At 72.3% G+C, this 17,317-nt stretch carries 20 protein-coding genes; 9 read left to right on the forward strand and 11 right to left on the reverse strand.

What is annotated here, in order from left to right; all coding sequences use genetic code 11:
• Positions 1-5: 5 nt before the first annotated feature.
• The 4 genes from mqnE to ACIPYS_RS38855 all read right to left on the reverse strand — a co-directional run bounded on the left by mqnE (position 6) and on the right by ACIPYS_RS38855 (position 3,594).
• A complete protein-coding gene (gene mqnE, locus ACIPYS_RS38840; RefSeq protein WP_400755234.1) occupies positions 6-1,169 on the reverse strand; it encodes an aminofutalosine synthase MqnE in 1,164 nt (387 codons plus the stop codon).
• Positions 1,170-1,260: 91 nt separating this feature from the next.
• Positions 1,261-2,223 carry a threonine/serine dehydratase gene (locus tag ACIPYS_RS38845; RefSeq protein ID WP_400755236.1) on the reverse strand — a complete coding sequence of 321 codons (963 nt, stop codon included), beginning with the start codon at positions 2,221-2,223 and terminating at the stop codon, positions 1,261-1,263.
• A 114-nt stretch (positions 2,224-2,337) separates the two neighbouring features.
• Positions 2,338-2,799, reverse strand: coding sequence for an Lrp/AsnC family transcriptional regulator (locus ACIPYS_RS38850; protein ID WP_093861641.1), 462 nt, complete (start codon positions 2,797-2,799; stop codon positions 2,338-2,340).
• A gap of 129 nt (positions 2,800-2,928) precedes the next feature.
• Complete coding sequence (locus tag ACIPYS_RS38855) at positions 2,929-3,594, reverse strand: UbiX family flavin prenyltransferase (RefSeq protein WP_093861640.1); 666 nt, start codon at positions 3,592-3,594, stop codon at positions 2,929-2,931.
• 54 nt (positions 3,595-3,648) lie between these two features.
• Here ACIPYS_RS38855 and ACIPYS_RS38860 point away from each other — a divergent pair, with 54 nt between their 5' ends.
• Positions 3,649-4,392 (forward strand): cyclase family protein, encoded by a 744-nt coding sequence (locus tag ACIPYS_RS38860; protein WP_093861639.1) that lies wholly within the window; start codon positions 3,649-3,651, stop codon positions 4,390-4,392.
• Between the two features lie 66 nt (positions 4,393-4,458).
• On the forward strand, positions 4,459-5,175 hold the full coding sequence (locus ACIPYS_RS38865) for an MOSC domain-containing protein (protein ID WP_400755239.1): 717 nt from the start codon (positions 4,459-4,461) through the stop codon (positions 5,173-5,175).
• A gap of 275 nt (positions 5,176-5,450) precedes the next feature.
• On the opposite strand, the gene ACIPYS_RS38870 is transcribed toward ACIPYS_RS38865, so the two are convergent.
• Entirely contained in the window at positions 5,451-5,825 is a 375-nt protein-coding gene (locus ACIPYS_RS38870) for a VOC family protein (protein ID WP_400755241.1), read from the reverse strand.
• 87 nt (positions 5,826-5,912) lie between these two features.
• Between ACIPYS_RS38870 and ACIPYS_RS38875 the strand changes: the two genes are divergently transcribed.
• Together ACIPYS_RS38875 and ACIPYS_RS38880 are read left to right on the forward strand one after the other, a co-directional pair.
• Positions 5,913-7,043, forward strand: a complete 1,131-nt coding sequence (locus ACIPYS_RS38875; RefSeq protein ID WP_400755243.1) for a GNAT family N-acetyltransferase — start codon at positions 5,913-5,915, stop codon at positions 7,041-7,043.
• Between the two features lie 41 nt (positions 7,044-7,084).
• Positions 7,085-7,237 (forward strand): hypothetical protein, encoded by a 153-nt coding sequence (locus tag ACIPYS_RS38880; protein ID WP_400755245.1) that lies wholly within the window; start codon positions 7,085-7,087, stop codon positions 7,235-7,237.
• 19 nt (positions 7,238-7,256) lie between these two features.
• Here ACIPYS_RS38880 and ACIPYS_RS38885 read toward each other — a convergent pair whose 3' ends face one another.
• Positions 7,257-7,880: a DJ-1/PfpI family protein gene (locus tag ACIPYS_RS38885; RefSeq protein ID WP_093861636.1), complete on the reverse strand. Its 624-nt coding sequence runs from the start codon at positions 7,878-7,880 to the stop codon at positions 7,257-7,259.
• 86 nt (positions 7,881-7,966) lie between these two features.
• The gene (locus ACIPYS_RS38890) at positions 7,967-8,665 is read right to left on the reverse strand and encodes a TetR/AcrR family transcriptional regulator (protein WP_093861635.1); all 699 of its coding nucleotides are present in this window, start codon (positions 8,663-8,665) and stop codon (positions 7,967-7,969) included.
• A 136-nt stretch (positions 8,666-8,801) separates the two neighbouring features.
• Here ACIPYS_RS38890 and ACIPYS_RS38895 point away from each other — a divergent pair, with 136 nt between their 5' ends.
• The gene (locus tag ACIPYS_RS38895) at positions 8,802-9,320 is read left to right on the forward strand and encodes a hypothetical protein (protein ID WP_400755248.1); all 519 of its coding nucleotides are present in this window, start codon (positions 8,802-8,804) and stop codon (positions 9,318-9,320) included.
• 15 nt (positions 9,321-9,335) lie between these two features.
• Here ACIPYS_RS38895 and ACIPYS_RS38900 read toward each other — a convergent pair whose 3' ends face one another.
• Together ACIPYS_RS38900 and ACIPYS_RS38905 are read right to left on the reverse strand one after the other, a co-directional pair.
• Positions 9,336-9,815, reverse strand: a complete 480-nt coding sequence (locus ACIPYS_RS38900) for an HIT family protein (protein ID WP_400755250.1) — start codon at positions 9,813-9,815, stop codon at positions 9,336-9,338.
• 105 nt (positions 9,816-9,920) lie between these two features.
• Positions 9,921-12,443, reverse strand: coding sequence for a collagenase (locus ACIPYS_RS38905; RefSeq protein WP_400755252.1), 2,523 nt, complete (start codon positions 12,441-12,443; stop codon positions 9,921-9,923).
• Between the two features lie 374 nt (positions 12,444-12,817).
• Between ACIPYS_RS38905 and ACIPYS_RS38910 the strand changes: the two genes are divergently transcribed.
• Together ACIPYS_RS38910 and ACIPYS_RS38915 are read left to right on the forward strand one after the other, a co-directional pair.
• The gene (locus ACIPYS_RS38910) at positions 12,818-13,438 is read left to right on the forward strand and encodes a DUF998 domain-containing protein (RefSeq protein ID WP_400755254.1); all 621 of its coding nucleotides are present in this window, start codon (positions 12,818-12,820) and stop codon (positions 13,436-13,438) included.
• A gap of 46 nt (positions 13,439-13,484) precedes the next feature.
• Positions 13,485-13,691, forward strand: coding sequence for a DUF4287 domain-containing protein (locus ACIPYS_RS38915; protein WP_400755262.1), 207 nt, complete (start codon positions 13,485-13,487; stop codon positions 13,689-13,691).
• Between the two features lie 37 nt (positions 13,692-13,728).
• Here the strand turns inward: ACIPYS_RS38915 and mqnP are convergent, their stop codons facing one another.
• Both mqnP and ACIPYS_RS38925 read right to left on the reverse strand, forming a co-directional pair.
• Positions 13,729-14,634: a menaquinone biosynthesis prenyltransferase MqnP gene (gene mqnP / locus ACIPYS_RS38920; RefSeq protein ID WP_093861631.1), complete on the reverse strand. Its 906-nt coding sequence runs from the start codon at positions 14,632-14,634 to the stop codon at positions 13,729-13,731.
• Complete coding sequence (locus tag ACIPYS_RS38925; RefSeq protein WP_093861630.1) at positions 14,631-16,088, reverse strand: menaquinone biosynthesis decarboxylase; 1,458 nt, start codon at positions 16,086-16,088, stop codon at positions 14,631-14,633. Before ACIPYS_RS38925 ends, mqnP begins: the two co-directional genes overlap by 4 nt.
• Positions 16,089-16,225: 137 nt before the next feature.
• Between ACIPYS_RS38925 and ACIPYS_RS38930 the strand changes: the two genes are divergently transcribed.
• Together ACIPYS_RS38930 and ACIPYS_RS38935 are read left to right on the forward strand one after the other, a co-directional pair.
• On the forward strand, positions 16,226-16,630 hold the full coding sequence (locus ACIPYS_RS38930) for a PLD nuclease N-terminal domain-containing protein (protein ID WP_093861629.1): 405 nt from the start codon (positions 16,226-16,228) through the stop codon (positions 16,628-16,630).
• Between the two features lie 440 nt (positions 16,631-17,070).
• Positions 17,071-17,317: carboxyl transferase domain-containing protein (locus ACIPYS_RS38935; RefSeq protein ID WP_400755258.1), on the forward strand; the 247-nt coding region annotated here is incomplete at its 3' end.

Raw genomic sequence — 17,317 nt, forward strand, 5'->3', positions numbered from 1 at the left:
GTGCGTCAGAGGCGCATCGCCTGCGGGGTCTCCCGGCGGCCCAGGTCGGGGCCCTCGTACTCGCGGATGATCTCGTAGCGGGTGTTGCGCTCGACCGGGCGGAAACCGGCGTCCCGGATCAGGCCGAGCAGGTCCTCGCGGCCCAGCTTGTTCGGGGTGCCGAAGTTGTCCGCGTCGTGGGTGATCTTGTACTCGACCACCGAGCCGTCCATGTCGTCCGCGCCGTGGCTGAGCGCCAGCTGGGCCGTGGTGACGCCGTGCATCACCCAGAAGACCTTGACGTGCGGCACGTTGTCGAAGAGCAGCCGGGAGACCGCGAAGGTCTTCAGCGCCTCGGCGCCGGTGGCCATCTCGGTGCGCGCCATCAGCTTGTTGCGCACGACGCCGTCCTTGGAGTCGTGGAAGTCGTGCTGGTAGCGCAGCGGGATGAAGACCTGGAAGCCGCCGGTCTCGTCCTGGAGCTCGCGCAGCCGCAGCACGTGGTCCACCCGGTGGCGGGGCTCCTCGATGTGGCCGTACAGCATGGTGGACGGGGTCTTGAGGCCCTTGCTGTGGGCGAGCCGGTGGATCCGCGACCAGTCCTCCCAGTGGGTGTCGTGGTCGACGATGTGCTGGCGGACCTCCCAGTCGAAGATCTCCGCGCCGCCACCGGTCAGCGACTCCAGACCGGCGTCGATCAGCTCGTCCAGGATCTCGTCGGCGGGCAGGCCGCTGATCCGCTCGAACCAGTGGATCTCGGTGGCGGTGAAGGCCTTGAGCGAGACGTTCGGCAGCGCGGCCTTGAGCTCCCGCAGCGAGCGCGGGTAGTAGCGCCACGGCAGGGTGGGGTGGAGGCCGTTGACGATGTGCAGCTCGGTGAGGGAGTCGACCTCCATCGCCTTGGCGAGGCGGACGGCCTCCTCGATCCGCATCGTGTACGCGTCCTTCTCGCCCGGCTTGCGCTGGAACGAGCAGTACGAGCAGGAGGCGCTGCACACGTTGGTCATGTTGAGGTGGCGGTTGACATTGAAGTGGACGACATCGCCGTTCTTCACCGTCCGCACGTGGTGGGCGAGCCCGCCCAGCCAGGCCAGGTCGTCGCTCTCGTAGAGCGCGATCCCGTCCTCCCGGGTCAGCCGCTCCCCCGCGTAGACCTTCGCCTCCAGCTCGCGCTTGAGCCCTGCGTCCATGCGGTGCCCCGCCTCCTCCGACTTCGAATCGTTGCCGGAACGAGCGTACGCCCCCACCCGCGTCGACTCGCGGGCAGCCGCCCCGCGCGGCTCAGCCGGCCAGGAGTTCGGCGAGCAGCGCGGGCTCGATGTTGCCCCCGCTCACGACCGCCGCGACCGCCCGCCCGCCGGTCTCGGCGGCCCGGTGGAAGTACGCGGCCGGGGCGACCGCGCCGGACGGCTCGGCGACGATCCGGCCGCGCCGGGCCAGCAGCGCCACGGTGGCGCGGATCTCGTCCTCGGTGACGGTGACGATGTCGTCCACGTAGGCGGTGATGTGCTCGAAGGGCAGCACGCCCACCGAGGGGGTGCGCAGACCGTCGGCGACGGTCCGGTAGGTGTCGGCGACCGGCCAGGTGATCCGCTCGCCGGCCCGCAGGCTGGCCCGGGCGTCGGCGGCCAGCTCGGGCTCGACGCCGATCACCCGCACACCGGGGCGGGTCAGCTTGAGCGCGGCCGCCGTGCCGGCGATCAGCCCGCCGCCGCTGACCGGGACGAGCACGGTGTCCAGCTCCGCCGGGGCGTCGTCGGCGATCTCCAGGCCGACCGTGCCCTGGCCCGCGATGATGAACGGATCGTCGTACGGGGGCACCCAGACATAGCCGTGCCGCTCGGCCAGTTCGCCGGGCACCACGTCCCGCTGCTCCGGCGGCACCACCAGCACCTCGGAGCCGAACGACCGGGTGGCCTCGATCTTGACCGCCGGCGAGGTGTCCGGCATCACGATCACGGCCTTGATCCCGAGCAGCTGCGCGGCGTACGCCACCGCCTGCGCGTGGTTGCCGCTGGACTGGGCGACCACACCGCGGGCCCGCTCGTCCTCGCTCAGCGCGGCGAGCCGGTTGTAGGCGCCCCGGGTCTTGAACGCCCCGGTCGGCTGGAGGTTCTCCGGCTTGAACCAGAGCCGGCGCTCGCCGTCCGCCGCCCACGGCGCGGGGACCAGCGGGGTGCGCACCGCGACCCCCTCGATCCGCCGCCGGGCCGCGCGCAGCTCCTCCAGACCGACCAGTGCCATGTCCACCACTCCCCCGTGTGCTCTCGTTCGTCCGGTCCGCCCCGCGGCGGTCGCCCGCCGCGACGGCTGTCCGCCACTACGGCTGTCCGCCGCGGCGTCGGCCCGCTGCGGCGGTTACTCGCCGTCGGCGAACGGCAGCTCGCTGACCCGGCTCTCCCACTTGGTGGAGAGTACGACGGTGGTCCGGGTCCGGGCCACACCCTTCGTACCCGAAATCCGCTTCACCGCCGACTCCAGGCCCTCGACGTCCGGCACCCGGACCTTGAGCATGTACGAGTCGTCACCGGCGATGAACCAGCAGTCCTCGACCTCGCCGAGGTCCTTCAGCCGGAACGCGACGTCCTCGTGGTCCGCCGCGTCGGTCAGCTGGAGGCCGATCAGGGCCGTCACGCCGAAGCCGAGCGAGGCCGGGTTGACCGTCGCGCGGTACCCGGTGATCACACCGGCCTGCTCCAGCCGGTTGATCCGGTCCGTGACGCTCGGGCCGGAGAGGCCGACCAGCCGGCCCAGCTCGGCGTAGGACGCGCGGCCGTTCTCCCGGAGCGCCTGGATGAGCTGTCTGTCCACCGTGTCCATATACCGTCCGCGTCCTTCCGAACCTCACCAGACCCACAGATCATTATCCGGATTCAAAGGCGCCATGCTCGCACCAACCCGGATATCGCAGAGAACATACTCTCCCGTCCTGCGTCACCTCACTCCCCCTCAGGCCGGTCGCTCCGCCGCGCGCGCCGCCCCTCCCAACTCGCCCTCCCAGCGCCGGTACAGCGTGTGGGGCACACCGACGGCGTCCAGGACCCGCCCGGCGACGAAGTCGACCAGCTCGCGGACGGTGGAGCCGCCGGCGTAGAACCCGGGCGAGGCGGGCAGCACCACCGCGCCCTGCGCGTCCAGCTCCACCAAGTGCTTCAACGTCACCCCGTTGAGTGGTGCCTCCCGGACGCAGACGACCAGCGGACGCCGTTCCTTGAGGGTGACACTGGCCACACGCTGGAGCAGGTCCTTGCTGAGGCCCAGCGCGATCCCGGCCACCGCGCCGGTGGTCGCGGGCACCACCAGCATCCCCTTCGCCGGGTACGAGCCGCTGGACGGTCCGGCCGCGAAGTCCCCGGCCGGCCAGTACCGGACGTCCTCCGGGCCGTCCGCCGCCGTCCCCAGCCATTGCGCCAGGTCGGCGCGCCAGTGCGCGTCCCGGAAGGCGATACCGGTCTCGTCGAGGATCGTCAGCCGGGCCGCGCGGCTGACCACCAGGTCGACGGACTCGCCGGCGGCGAGGAGGGCACGGATCACGGACGCGGCGTACGGGGTGCCGGACGCGCCGGAGACCCCGACGATCCAGGGGCGGCGCACGGGCTGCTCAGGCTTTTCCATAGTGCTTCCTTTCTATCCCCACCCGGCCCCGGCCCGCCCTGGGAGGATGGCCGCATGGCCCCGACCCTCGTCGACCTGACCCACCAGGTGACCACCGCGATGCCGGTCTACCCCGGCGATCCGGCCGTCCTCCTGGAGCCCGCCCTCACCACCGCCACCGCCGGGGTGAACGTGCTCGCCGTGCACCTCGGCTCGCAGTCCGGCACCCATGTCGACGCGCCGTACCACGTCGACGTCACCTGGCCGACGCTGGACGGCCTGCCGCTGGAGCGGTTCACCGGCCCGGCCGTGGTGGCCGACCTGCGCGGCCTGGAGCCGCGCGCCGAGGTCACCGCCGAGCAGCTCGCGCCCGCCCTGGCCCTGGCCGGCGAGGGCACCGTGCTGCTGCTCGCCACCGGGTGGGCGCGGCACTGGGGCACCGACGCCTATCTGGCCCACCCGTCCCTGACCGCCCGGGCCGCCGAGGCGATCGTGGCGGCCGGGGTGCGCACGGTCGGGGTGGACGCGCTGAGCGTCGACCCCACCCCCGATCCCGGCCCGGGCGACCCGGCGGTGGCGGCGCTGCTCGCCGACCTCACCGACGAGCACGACCAGCCGGCCGCCGAGGAGCCCACGCTGGCGGCCCACCGGGTGCTGCTCGGGGCGCCGGGCGGCGGGGTGATCGCGGAGAACCTGACCGATCTGCGGCCGCTGCTGGCGGCGCAGGAGGCCGGGCGGGCGGTCGAGGTGTCGCTCTTCCCGCTCCGGCTGGTCGCGGCGGACGGCGCTCCGGTCCGGGCGGTGGCCCGGCTGGCCTGAACCCCTCGGCCCACTCGGAGACTTGGTCTAGACCATCATCGGCGGACGGCGGTACGCTGTCCGGCCATGGCAGAGATCATCGGAGTCGTCGAGCAGCTCTGGCGCTACCCCGTGAAGTCCACCGGCGGCGAGCGGCTCGACTCCGTCGAGGTGGACGACCGCGGGCTCGCGGGCGACCGCCTCTACGCCGTGCGCGACGGCCAGGGCAAGCTCGGCTCCGGCAAGAACACCCGCCGCTTCCGGCGGATGGACGGCCTGCTGCGCCTCTCCTCCCGGCTCGGCCACCGGCTCGACGGCCCCGAGCTGTTCGACCCGCTCGGGCAGCCGGTCGCCGACCCCACCGCCTTCCTGCGCGCCTACCTCCAGCGCGAGGACGTCGAACTCGCCCGCGAGGACGCCGTCTCCCACTTCGACCAGCTCCCGGTCAGCGTGCTCACCACCGCCACCCTGGACTGGGTCGCCCGGGCCGCGCCGACCGCCCTGGTCGACGTCCGCCGCTTCCGCCCGAACATCCTGCTGCGCACCCCGCCCGGAACCCCGCCGTTCAGCGAGGACACCTGGTTCGGCCGGGAGGCCCGGGGCAGCGCCCGCTCGGGCGCCCGGCTCGCCTTCGTCCGCTCCAGCGAGCGGTGCGCGATGGTCACCGTCGCCCAGCCCGGCCTGCCGCACGCGCCCGAGATCCTCCGGGCCGTCGCCCAGGCCCACGACACCCGGCTCGACGCCCTCGCCGAGGTCGCCGCTCCGGGACGGCTCGGCGTCGGGGACACGCTGACCATCGGCTGACCACCGGCCACCGCCCGACTGTCCGTCAATTCACGCACTCTTGCGAGCGCTTGACCGACGCACGCGTTTCCGGCCGGCCAGGACGCCCACCTACGCGATCGACAGTCCGCTGATGGCCGACCGGTTCGCCGGCTCCTGGATCCACCACGAGGGCGTCCGCAACGGCACCGGCGCGCTGGTCGTGGGATCTCCTGAGGCCGGCCTCCGGGGACCGGGGCGGGCCGGGCACGGGGCAGGCCCGCCCTTCCCGGCCCGCCCCTTCCCGGCCCGCGGGATCAGCGGCGCTCCGGGAGCAGGCACACCGGGTGGCCGGCCGGGTCGGCGTAGATGCGCCACCCGCCGGCGTCGTGCAGGAGGGTGGCGCCGAGCGCCCGGACCGCGGCGTCGGCGGTGGCGAGGTCCGGCACGTCGACGTCCAGGTGCGCCTGCTGCGGGTGCTCCGGGTCCGGCCAGCGGGGCGGGCGGTGGTCCGCCACGCGCTGGAAGCAGAGCACCTGGCCGTCGGCGGTGTGCAGGGTGGACCAGTCCTCGCCCAGCGACCAGCGCGGGTCCGGTCGGTCCACCTCGCCGCCCAGCAGCCCGGCGTAGAACCGGGCCAGCACGGCCGGGTCCGGACAGTCGAGCACGACGCACTGCAACCGGCCGATCATCGGGACTCCTCGGTGGTACGGGGTCGGCGGCCGCGGGCTCCGGTGGCCGTGCTGGACAAGCCGACCCGAGATCGTAAGCATGATCGGATGACCACAGGAGACGAATCCGTCCACGCCCGCCTCGACCGGCTGCGCCACGACCGCGGGCTGCTCACCCCGGCCGAACTGCTCGACCTGGCGGAGTACGGGGTCACGGTGCTCGACCCGTTCTCGGTGATCGTCTCCCGGCAGGTCAAGCTCGGACCCGACAACGTGCTCCACCCCGGTGTCGTCGTCGAGTGCGACGAACGGAGCCGCTGCGCGATCGGCCCCGGCAACGTGCTGTACGGCAACACCCGGATCAGCGCCACCGACGGGGGCAGCATCACCGTCGGCGCCCGCTCGCTGATCGGCGACGGCGGCACCCGGATCGTCGCCGGGGCCCACGAGAGCATCGAGATCGGTGACGAGGTCCGGCTCATGGACGGCGTCGAGCTCACCGGCGACAGCCTGCTCGGCAGCGGCTCGCAGATCCTCGGCCGGATCTCGGCCCACTCGGTCGAGCTCGGCGCCGGCCGACCGCACACCTTCGCGGACCCGGACGGCCGCGGCGGCGTCATCAAGGGGTACGGTCGGGCCACGGGGGCCCTGGTCCGGGCGGGCGACGTGCTCTGGAACATCGGCCACGAGATCGGGCACACGACGACCGAGCGGCAGCGCATCTACCACCCCGAGGCCCCGCGACTCGCCCCCGAGCCCGTACTGGAACGCCTCACGGCCGAACACGCGGGCGCCGTCCTCGCGTTCGAGCAGGAGAACCGGGACTTCTTCCGCTACTCGGTGCCCGACCGCGGGGACGAGTACTTCACCCCCGACGGCTTCGCCGAGCGGCACCGCGCCCTGCTCGCCGAACAGGCCGACGGCCGCAGCCACTTCCACGTCCTCGTCAACGGCTGGGGCCGGATCGTCGGCCGGGTGAACCTGGTGGACGTCGCCGGGGGCAGCGCCGAGATCGGCTACCGGATCGCCGAGGCCGACGCCCAGCAGGGCCTGGGCCGCGCGGCCGTCGAGGAGGTCTGCCGACTGGCCGCCGCCTCCTACGGGTTGAGCGAGCTCACCGCCGTGAGCTCCCTGAACAACGACGCCTCCCGCGCCCTGCTCGCCCGCACCGGGTTCACCGAGGTGGGCGAGCGGCGCGTCGACGGCGAGCCCGTCATGCGCTACCACCGGACCCTCTGAGCGGCGGTCCGGCCGCCCGGCCGGCGGACACCGGTACCGACATGACGATGTTCCACGGTGCCGCCGAGGGCCGCGCCGAGCGGTACCGGCTCCTGGACCTGGTGACCGGGCAGCGGGCCGGCCGGGTCCGGCTCGACCCGCTGGTGGACCGCTCGCCGGAGCCGTCCACCCGGGAGGCCTTTCTCCGCGACTGACCGGCGGTGGGTCCGACGGCTATCCGAGCTGTCGGATCCGCTCCCGGACGGCGGGCGAGGCCTTCGCCCAGGACCCGCTGTCGAAGGGCGGCATCGGGTCGTACTCGGCGTGCAGCTGGATCGCCCGGGCGGTGGTCTCGTCGGTGAGCAGGGCGGCGAGGTGCAGCGCCATGTCGATGCCGGCGGAGATGCCGGCCGCCATGAGGATCCGCCCCTGCCGCACCACCCGCTCGGGGCGGTAGGTGGCGCCGTGGGCGGCGAGTTCGCCGGCCGCCGCCCAGTGGGTGGTGGCGTCCAGGCCGTCGAGCAGGCCGGCGGCCCCGAGCAGCAGCGCGCCGGTGCACACCGAGGCGGTGAACCGGGTGGTCGCGTGCGTCCGGCGCAGCCAGTCGAGGAGCGCGGCGTCCGTCATCAGCGGCCGGGTGCCGTGCCCGCCCGGGACGAGCAGGACGTCACAGGCCCCGACCTCCGACCGGCCGGTGGGCACGTCCAGCCGCATCCCGCCGATGCTGTCGGCCACGACCCCCTTCTCCCCCGCCGACACGAACCGCACCGTGGCGCCCGGGAGATGGCCGAGCACCTGGTACGGGCCGATCGCGTCCAGCGGCTCGAAGTCGTCGAAGAGCAGGATGACGATGTCCATGTGCCGCAGCGTAGGGGTGCATCGGTACCGAAGTCCCGTACCCGGGCTGCGGATTCACGAGAACGAGTGGTCTGCACCACTGTCTTTCACCGCTGGGCATCCGGCCCGCCGCCGAGCCGGGCCGCGAGTCCGTCGAGCAGCGCCCGGAGCGCCTCCTCGAACTCCGCCCCGGGGGCGGCCGCGTAGTCCAGGGCCTCGGGGCCGTCGAGCCGGGCGCGCAGCCGGGGGAACTCCCGGGCCACCTCGACCGCCCGGGCCATGGTGGCGTCGAGCTGCTCCTGCGGGTCCTGGCCGTCCCGGCGCAGCCGGCGGTCGAGGGAGACCGCGGCCGCGTCGCCGAGCGCGCCGCCCAGCACATGGGTGAAGACGGCGGCGGCGATCCGGTCGGCGTCGGCCGGGGCGAACCCGGCGGCCTCGTGCAGGGCCAGGCAGTGGTCGTCGTAACGGGCCTTGCCGGGGCCGTGGAAGAGGTGGGAGCCGAAGGCCTGCACCAGCCAGGGGTGGCGCCCGAACATCGCGCGCAGCCCGACCGCGAGGTCCACCGCCGCGGACCGCCAGTGGGCCCGGTCCGCCGGCTCCTCCGGCAGCGCGATCTCGTGCCAGACCAGATCGCCGGCGAGCAGGACGAGGTCGTCCTTGTTCTTGACGTGCCAGTAGACCGCGGTGGCGGCGCTGTCCAGGCGCTTGCCCAGGTTGCGCATGTTCAGGCCTTCGAGGCCCTCCTCGTCGAGCAGGTCGACGGCGGTGCGGACGATCTGCTCGCGGGTGAGCGTGTTGCGTGGCATGGGCCCACGATAGGGCGGGCGACGGCTCCTGCACAAAGTTCAAGAAGCCTCTTGCACTTAGTTCAAGAGCGCGGCTAACTTGTACTTGCACTTAGTTCAAGAAACCGGGCGCACCTACTTCCCAGGGGGATCCACCATGAACGCCTTCGTCACCGCCCTGCAGCTGTCCGTGGCCGCCGCCTTCGTGAGCATCCCGGTCGTCCGGGCACGCTTCGGGGCCACCGCGACCGCCGCCGCCCGGGCCGAGCTCGACCGCCAGGGCGTGCGGACCACGGTGCTGGAGGAGAACGGGATGCGCTTCGACGCCGGCGGCCACGAGACCTGGGCGCCGGTGGCGATCGCCTCCGCCGTGGGCGCCACCGCCGCCCTCGGCCTCGCCGGCGTCGCGTGGGCCGGCACGGCGAGCTGGATCGTCCTCGGCCTGGTCCTGGCGATCAACCTGGTGATCCTCTACAGCAACCTGACCGCGACCTCCTCGGTCCGGGCCGCCTTCGCCCGCAAGGGCGACCCGGAGCTCGCCCGGATCGACGTCGCCGCCCTGCTGAAGGCCGCCGAGTCCGGCTTCCCGCGCTGGGTCTGGGTCCTGCAGAACGCCCGCCACGTCGTCGTCTTCGGCGCGGCCGCCCTGGCGCTGATCACGCCGGCCCTCGGCTGACCGGCGCGGACCGGATCACCCCAGGGCGTCCAGCTCCGCGCCGAGGGCCGCGCGGATCGGGTCGTGGGCGGGGGCGAGCGCGTGCGCCGGGTCGGTCCAGCGCTCGCGCGGGTAGAGCCAGACCGGCAGCTGGACCAGGTCGGCGGGCTCCCAGTCGTAGCGGGGCCAGACATGGGCGTGCAGGAACGGGTCGGTGTTGCCGAGGATCTCCAGGTTGACCCGCCGGAAGGCGGGATCGGCCGCGCGGCAGGCCCGTTCGACCGCCTCGCCGAGGCGGTCGAGGTCCTCCAGGTAGGCGAGCCGGTGCGGCCGGGGCAGGTCGGAGAGCCGCTGCACGCCGGGCCGGTCGGTCAGCAGGATCGCGTACCCCGGCAGGAACTGCACGTCCCCGATCACCGCGAACCCCGACTCCAGCCGCCGGACGACGGTGGGGTTCTCCCCGCGCAGCGCGCTGCCGATGCGGTCGGACTTCCAGTCGTTCTGATCGTCGGTCATGGACGGATGCTAACGACCCTCCGTCGGTGCGCGACCGGGCCGGTGTCCGGACGCGGAAGCGCCCGGCCGGGAGAGCCCGGCCGGGCGCGCGGTTCCGAGGAAGTGTCAGACCTGGGTGGTGACGGTGACGCCGCTGAAGTCGGTGACGGCGTACAGGCTGAGGTAGCGGTAGCCGGCCGTCGCGTTGGTGACGGTGACGGACTGGGTGGCACCGGCGGCCGTCGAGGCGGCGGTCCAGGCCGTCGGCGACGCCCAGATGTCCGCGTTGTAGTACAGGTACGCGGTGCCGGTGCCGCCGGTGGTGGAGACCTTGAGCGTGGTGGTGCCGGCCGGCAGGTAGATGTACAGGTAGTCGGAGTTACCGGCGGTCGCGGCGCGGCCGGAGCGGGAGCAGTTCGGGCCCATCGCGTCGGTGCGCTGGTCGGTGCAGGTCGGCAGGGAGGACGCCGGGGCCGTCACGGTGACCGTGGTCGGGGTGACGGCGGTCCGGCCGGTGTCGTCGGTCGTGGTGAGGGCGACGGTGTAGGAACCGGCCACCGCGTAGGTGTGGCTCGGGTTGCGCTCCTCGGAGGTGGTGCCGTCGCCGAAGGTCCAGTGCCAGGCGGTGATCCGGCCCGGGCCGGTCTGCACGGACCGCTCGCTCGTGCTGACGGTGGCGCCGTTCACCGTGGTGTCGAACAGCGAGGTCGGGCCGGCCGCGTAGCAGGCACCGGCGGCGCAGGCGGTGAGCCAGGCGTCGAAGTCGGCGTCGTAGGAGGTGCCGAGGTTGTTGTAGACCGCGTAGCCGCCGGTGTAGTCACCGACGCGGAACCGCGCCAGCATCGCCTGCACGTCGGCCGGGTGCTTCTCCAGCATGTAGCGGACGGCCAGGTAGCCCCACGGGTACACCCGGGTCGAGTCCGAGTTGGCGTAGGTGTTCTGGAAGACCGTGCTGAGCTTGTAGGTGTGCAGGCCCGCCTGCGTCATCGCGTCGGTGTCGGTGGTGGCGCGGTAGCTGTACGACATGTACTCGGCGATGCCCTCGACCCACCAGATGTCCGGGACGGAGGTCTGGGTGGAGAAGTTGCCCTTCATGTCGTAGATGCCGTCGAGGTAGTGGGTGTACTCGTGGTTGAGGTTCCACACCCGGGCGGTGTCCTTGGTGTTCCACGCCTTCTGGTACATCACGTTCACGGCCCGGCCGTTGGGGTCGGTCGGGTCCATGACGGTCTGGCCGCCGTTGTCGGTCGAGTTGCCGTAGATCGCCCACGAGTAGGTGGTGTAGTCCGCCTTGTTGGCGAAGATCCCCTGGGTGACGGTCTTGGCGTACTGGTTCGGGATCGGGCCGTTGTCCTTCACCACGTTGTGGAAGAACGCGTCCTCGCCGCGCAGGCTGGTGCAGGCCGCCTGGAGCTCGGCGGCCGACAGGGCCTGGGCCTGGATGGTGCGGTTGTCGCAGACCAGCTGGTTCGGCAGGACCACCGAGGTGAGCTTGGCCGGCAGGTTGCAGATGCCGTAGTACGAGCACTGGCCGGGGTTGTACCAGGCGGCCTGGACGGCCGTGTACACGTACAGCGAGCCGAACGGCGTCAGCAGCGGCGCGGAGTCCAGCACCTTCTTCACCAGCGGCTTGGCCACGGCCTCGGCGGCGGCGCTGGTTCCGGCGAACCGGGCCAGGTCGTTGCCCGCGTTGGTGTCGAGCACCGCGTTGGGGCCGCTGAGCAGGTCGCGGTGCTTGATCGCGAAGTCCGCGAGCGAGTTGACGAGGCCCGGGTCGGCGGCGAGCGCCCGGACGAAGTCCTGGTTCCGGTAACCGCCCCAGAGCGGGTAGTACAGCACCGAGTTGACCGCGCTGACCATCTGCGGGAACGCGTTGTAGGTGTTGTTGTACTCGTCGAGGATCCGCTTGTAGGCACCGATGTAGCGGGCCTGGACGTTGGCGCTGTCGGTGAGCCACACCACCTCCTTGAGGAGGGCGCCGTTGGCGTCGCTGACGTCGCGCCACCGGGTGCCGGCGAAGAGCGCGTCCAGGGCCGAGGTGACGGCGGTGGTGAGCTCTCCGGTGTACGGGCCGGCCTGGGCCGGGTAGTAGAACTGGATGTAGTAGCCCACCTGCAGGTACTTCACCAGCTGGGTGATGCCGGTGGAGTTGTCGCCCGCGTAGCCGGCCGCGAGGTCCTTGAGGGCGGCCGCGACGGACAGCATCCGGGACTGCTGGAAGATGCCGGGATCGGACCCGCCGCTGCTGTACAGCGACTTGACGCAGTCCACGGTCGAGTTCCGGACGAACGCGACCAGGTCGGCCCCGGTGCGGGCGGCGAAGTCGGCCGGGGTGCAGCTGTGCGCGGCGAGGGACTTGAACGCGGCGGGGGCGCTCGCCCCGGCCGGATCGTTCAGGCGGGTCGCGCCGATCACCGCCGGGGGCAGTGCGGCGGCGGGCCGGGCGAGGTCCTCGGACCCCGTGGTCGCGGTCGGGGCGGCGAGGCCGACCGGACCGGCCGGGGTCGCGGCCGGGGCCGGGGCCGGGGCCGGTCCGGCGGTGGCGACGGGGGGCGCCGCGACGGCCTGGGCCGGCATTACGGCGGTGGCCGTGGCGCAACAGGCGACGACGCCGGCTGCGAGCATGGAGAGTCTGGTGCGCAGGAGCACGCCTGAATCCTTCGTGAGTGGGGGCAGCCCGAGTCGGGGTCGGACTGAAGGAAGGAGATCGGCGTGGATCCTGTCACCGACTGGCGATCAGAACAATGTCACAGGTTATATTGCATGAGATTTCCAGCCATCCGGCCACTCGCACCGCCCGTCGCACGGCCGACCTGCGACGGTTCCGGCCGGAACGATCCCGCAGGCGGACGGCGGCGGGGCATCGGGCCACGAGCCGGGCGACCGCGACGCCCGGCGGGGCACCCGGTCTGGCCGATCCACACCCCCCGGACGTACGGGGCGGGCCGGACCCGGACCGTCGGGTGACGCAGGTCACATCCGATGCTCCGATGAGTTTCCGCGCCGAGCCCGGTCCTATGAGCATGACGAACACGATGACCGCGCAGGCCCCCACCGCTTCCGCCGCTGCCCGCCCGCTGCTGACCGCCGGCGCGGTCGCCGGACCCCTGTTCCTCGCCGTCGGCGTGGCCGGCGGGCTGACCCGGGAGGGCTTCGACTTCACCCGCAACGCGCTCAGCCAGCTGAGCCTCGGCGAGCTCGGGTGGGTCCAGCAGACCGCGTTCCTGCTCACCGGCACGCTGCTGCTCGCGGGCGCCGTCGGACTGCGCCGGGCCCTGCCGGGGAGCACCTGGGCACCCCGGCTGGTCGGGGTGTTCGGGGCGAGCTTCGTCCTCGACGGCTTCTTCGCCGCCGACCCCGGGGCCGGCTTCCCGGTCGGGGCACCGGAGGGCCGGGTGACGGAGCTGAGCGGACACGGCCTGGTGCACCTGATCGGCGGGACGGTCGGCTTCCTCGCCCTGTGCGCGGCCTTCCTCGTCCTGGCGCGGCACCTGGACGGGCGCTGGGCCCTCGCCTCGCGCGTGGTCGCGGCGGCCGTCCTGGTCGGCTTCGCCGCCTCGGGCACCACCGTGCTGGCCTTCACCCTCGCCGCCGCGCTCGGACTGACCTGGCTGACCGCTGTCGCGATCCGGCTGCATGCGTAATGATCATCAATCAGTGGACGACCGGACGGACTTCGAGGAGCACCGCATGACCACCCCCAACGGCCCCGCCAGCTACTTCCCCGCCATCGAGAAGAAGTACGGGCAGCCGGTCGCGCACTGGCAGGAGCTGATCCGCTCCTCCCCGCTGACCAGGCACATGGAGCTGGTCGCTTGGCTCAAGGCCGACCACGGCCTCGGCCACGGGCACGCGAACGCCCTCGTCAAGCACACGCTCGACGAGGGCGGGAAGTAGACCGCGTCCTTCGGGCCGCGCCCCGCGGGGCGCGGCCTCAGATGCCGAGGCCGCGCACCACCAGGTCCACCAGCGCGAAGAAGAACAGCGAGATGCCGACGAAGCCGTTGGTCTGGAAGAACGCCCGGTTCAGCCGGGACAGGTCGTTCGGCTTCACGATGGTGTGCTCGTAGACGAAGGCTCCGGCCACCACCACCAGGCCGATCCAGAACGCGACGCCCGCGTCGGTGAGCACCGCGTACCAGCCGAGCAGCAGCGTGGTGAGCACATGGCAGCCGCGCGCGCCGCGGATCGCGGCCGGGACACCGAACCGGGCCGGTACCGAGCGGACCCCGCCCGCCCGGTCGGAGGCCACGTCCTGGCAGGCGTAGATCAGGTCGAAGCCGCCGATCCAGATGCCGACGGCCGCGCCGAGCACGACCGCGTCCCAGGACCAGGTGCCGGTGACGGCCAGCCAGGCACCCACCGGTCCCATCGCCTGGGCCAGGCCGAGGATCGCCTGCGGGAAGTCGGTGAACCGCTTGCCGTACGGGTAGACCACCATCGGCACCACGGCGACCGGCGCCAGCGCGAGGCAGAGCGGGTTCAGCAGCGCGGCCGCGCCCAGGAAGACCACCAGGGCGACCGCGGAGCCGACGTACGCGGTCCTCAGGGACACCGCGCCGGTGACGAGTTCGCGCCCGGCCGTGCGCGGATTGCGGGCGTCGATCTCCCGGTCGATGATCCGGTTCGCCGCCATGGCGAAGGTCCGGAGCCCGACCATGCAGACCGTGACGACGAACAGCTCGCCCCAGTGCACCCGGCCGTCGGCCCGGAACATCGCCGTCAGCGCCGCGATGTAGGCGAACGGCAGGGCGAAGACCGAGTGCTCGATCATCACCAGCCGCAGGAAGGACCTGACCTTGCCGGGCGGGACCTCGGGGAGTGCGGCGGCGGTGCTCACAGGCCGTACTCCTTCCAGCGACGGCTCACCAGGGCGGCGGTCTCCGGGTCGGAGGAGACCATCTCGGGCCAGCCGCCGTCGCGGGTGTAGCCCTCCTCGGGCAGCTTGCGGGTCGCGTCGATGCCCGCCTTGCCGCCCCAGAACTGCTGGTAGGAGGCGTGGTCGAGGTGGTCGACCGGGCCCTCGACCACGGTGAGGTCGCGGCTGTAGTCGACGTTGCCGAAGGCCCGCCAGGCGACCTCCTGGTAATCGTGGACGTCGCAGTCGGAGTCCACCACGATGATCAGCTTGGTCAGCGACATCATGTGCGCGCCCCAGATGGCGTGCATGGTCTTCTGGGCGTGCTTCGGGTACTTCTTGTCGATCGAGACGATCACGCAGTTGTGGAAGCCGCCCGCCTCGGGCAGGTCGTAGTCGACGATGTCCGGGATGATGATCTTCAGCAGCGGCAGGAAGAAGCGCTCGGTGAACTTGCCCAGCGGGCCGTCCTCGGTCGGCGGCCGGCCGACCACGATGGACTGCAGGATCGGCCGGCGGCGCATCGTCACGCAGTCGATCGTCAGCGCCGGGAACGGCTCCTGCGGCGTGTAGAAGCCGGTGTGGTCGCCGAACGGCCCCTCGGGCAGCATCTCGCCCGGCTCCAGCCAGCCCTCCAGGACCACCTCGGCGTCCGCCGGGACCTGCAGCGGAACGGTCCTGCAGTCCACCATCCGCACCCGCTCGCCCGCGACGAAGCCCGCGAACAGGTACTCGTCGATGTCGCCCGGCAGCGGCGCGGTGGCCGCGTAGGTGACGGCCGGCGGGCAGCCGAAGGCGATCGCGACCGGGAGCCGCTCGCCGCGCTTGGCGGCCACCGCGGCGTGGTTGCGGCTGTCCTTGTGGATCTGCCAGTGCATGCCGATGGTGCGGCGGTCGTGCCGCTGCAGCCGGTACAGGCCGAGGTTGCGGATGCCGCTGTCCGGGTCCTTGGTGTGGGTCAGGCCCAGGTTGAAGAAGGAGCCGCCGTCCAGCGGCCAGGTGAACAGCGCGGGCAGCTCGTCCAGGTTGACGTCCTCGCCGGTGAGCACCACCTCGTGCACGGGGGCGTCGCCGGACTTCACGTTCTTCGGCGGCACGTGGGCCATCGAGGCCAGCTTGCCGAAGGCGTCCCGGAAGCCGGTGAAGCCCTGCGGCAGCTCCGGCTTCAGCAGGCCGGAGATCCGGTCGGCGATCTCCTCCGGGCCCTTGAGGCCGAGCGCCTTGGAGAGCCGCCGCTCGGTGCCGAAGACGTTCATCGCCAGCGGCATCGACGAACCCTTGACGTTCTCGAACAGCAGGGCCGGGCCCTTGGCCTTCTGCACCCGGTCGACGATCTCGCCGATCTCCAGATAGGGGTCCACCTCCGCCTTGATCCGCTTGAGGTCGCCTTCGCGGTCGAGGGCCCGCAGGAACGAGCGGAGATCGTCGTATGCCATGCCTGCCAGTATCCGCCACCCGATAGCCTGGCCTGTGTCAAGGGCCCCCTCGAAGCGGCGCACCGCCCGACGGACCGGCCCGCCGCCGCGAGAACGCGCCCGCCCGCCACCGACGTCACCCGGGGGAGACCGCCGCCGTGCTGAGGATCCTGACCTTCGTACTCCCGCTCGCCCTGTGGGTTTGGGCCTTCATCGACTGCCTGACCACCCCCGAGGACGAGGTGAAGCACCTGCCCAAGGTGGTCTGGGTGATCATCGTGCTGCTGTTCCCGCTCGTCGGCTCGATCGCCTGGCTGGTGGCCGGCAAGCAGCGCGGGGCGCCGAGGACCGCACCGGCGGGCGGCGGCGCCGACGGCCGGGCGTACGCCGCGCGGCCCGACGGCCGGCCGTTGGCGCCGGACGACAACCCGGAGTTCCTCGCCTCGTTGAAGAAGCACAACAACGAGCACGAGGACATGCTCAAGCAGTGGGAGGCGGATTTGCGCCGCCGCGAGAACGAGCTGCGCGGCAAGGACGACCCGGACGAAGGCCGTCGCGGCTGAGCCCCCGTCGCTCGGACAGCCCACCCGGCATCCACCGGGTGGGCTGCGGTCTTTTTGGTGCATCCCTACGACTGGTCGGACACCACCGGCCCGCCGGCACGGCCTTCACCGCCGCACCAGGCGTCCCGCGGACACCCGGGCCGGAACCCCCGCCACCCTTCACAGGGGCGGCCGTGACCTGCGTGTTTCCTCAGGTTGCGCTCACCCGACCGCCATCTGGACGACAGCTCGGGGTAATCGAACAGCTACCGGCAGGACGGGCTGAAACGCTTCGCTTTCTGTGCAGCCCTGACATCTAAACGGACGCGACCTTGTACGGAATCGACGCCGAAACCAGCGCGCGGCCCCTCGTACAGTCATAAGTGAAGAAGTGATTCGCAGCCGGGGGCATCGCAGACGTTGGCTGTCGGACAGTTCCCTCACCTTTGGAGTGGTTCGAGATGACGGTTGTGCACCAGGCGCCGGTCGACGACGACGTCCCGGAGATCCCCACGGACGTCCGGGGAAGAGTCGCGGAACTGCACGAACTCCGCGAGCAGGTCCGCCGGGGTCCCAGCGAGAAGGCCACCGAGGCCCAGCACGCCAAGGGCAAGCTGACCGCCCGCGAGCGGATCGAGCTGCTGCTCGACGAGGGCTCGTTCCGGGAGGTCGAGCCGCTGCGCCGGCACCGCGCCACCGGTTTCGGGC

The organism is Kitasatospora sp. NPDC089913 (assembly GCF_044748625.1).
GTDB lineage: Bacteria > Actinomycetota > Actinomycetes > Streptomycetales > Streptomycetaceae > Kitasatospora.

Bases quoted from the DNA above. Each gene is read 5' to 3' on its own strand.
- ACIPYS_RS38860 (WP_093861639.1), top strand. From the start codon at position 3,649: ATGGCCCCGACCCTCGTCGACCTGACCCACCAGGTGACCACCGCGATG.
- ACIPYS_RS38915 (WP_400755262.1), top strand. From the start codon at position 13,485: ATGACCACCCCCAACGGCCCCGCCAGCTACTTCCCCGCCATCGAGAAG.
- ACIPYS_RS38880 (WP_400755245.1), top strand. From the start codon at position 7,085: ATGACGATGTTCCACGGTGCCGCCGAGGGCCGCGCCGAGCGGTACCGG.
- ACIPYS_RS38900 (WP_400755250.1), bottom strand. From the start codon at position 9,815: ATGACCGACGATCAGAACGACTGGAAGTCCGACCGCATCGGCAGCGCG.
- ACIPYS_RS38875 (WP_400755243.1), top strand. From the start codon at position 5,913: ATGACCACAGGAGACGAATCCGTCCACGCCCGCCTCGACCGGCTGCGC.
- ACIPYS_RS38850 (WP_093861641.1), bottom strand. From the start codon at position 2,799: ATGGACACGGTGGACAGACAGCTCATCCAGGCGCTCCGGGAGAACGGC.
- mqnE (WP_400755234.1), bottom strand. From the start codon at position 1,169: ATGGACGCAGGGCTCAAGCGCGAGCTGGAGGCGAAGGTCTACGCGGGG.
- ACIPYS_RS38865 (WP_400755239.1), top strand. From the start codon at position 4,459: ATGGCAGAGATCATCGGAGTCGTCGAGCAGCTCTGGCGCTACCCCGTG.
- ACIPYS_RS38870 (WP_400755241.1), bottom strand. From the start codon at position 5,825: ATGATCGGCCGGTTGCAGTGCGTCGTGCTCGACTGTCCGGACCCGGCC.
- ACIPYS_RS38925 (WP_093861630.1), bottom strand. From the start codon at position 16,088: ATGGCATACGACGATCTCCGCTCGTTCCTGCGGGCCCTCGACCGCGAA.
- ACIPYS_RS38890 (WP_093861635.1), bottom strand. From the start codon at position 8,665: ATGCCACGCAACACGCTCACCCGCGAGCAGATCGTCCGCACCGCCGTC.
- ACIPYS_RS38845 (WP_400755236.1), bottom strand. From the start codon at position 2,223: ATGGCACTGGTCGGTCTGGAGGAGCTGCGCGCGGCCCGGCGGCGGATC.
- ACIPYS_RS38885 (WP_093861636.1), bottom strand. From the start codon at position 7,880: ATGGACATCGTCATCCTGCTCTTCGACGACTTCGAGCCGCTGGACGCG.
- ACIPYS_RS38910 (WP_400755254.1), top strand. From the start codon at position 12,818: ATGACGAACACGATGACCGCGCAGGCCCCCACCGCTTCCGCCGCTGCC.
- ACIPYS_RS38855 (WP_093861640.1), bottom strand. From the start codon at position 3,594: ATGGAAAAGCCTGAGCAGCCCGTGCGCCGCCCCTGGATCGTCGGGGTC.
- ACIPYS_RS38895 (WP_400755248.1), top strand. From the start codon at position 8,802: ATGAACGCCTTCGTCACCGCCCTGCAGCTGTCCGTGGCCGCCGCCTTC.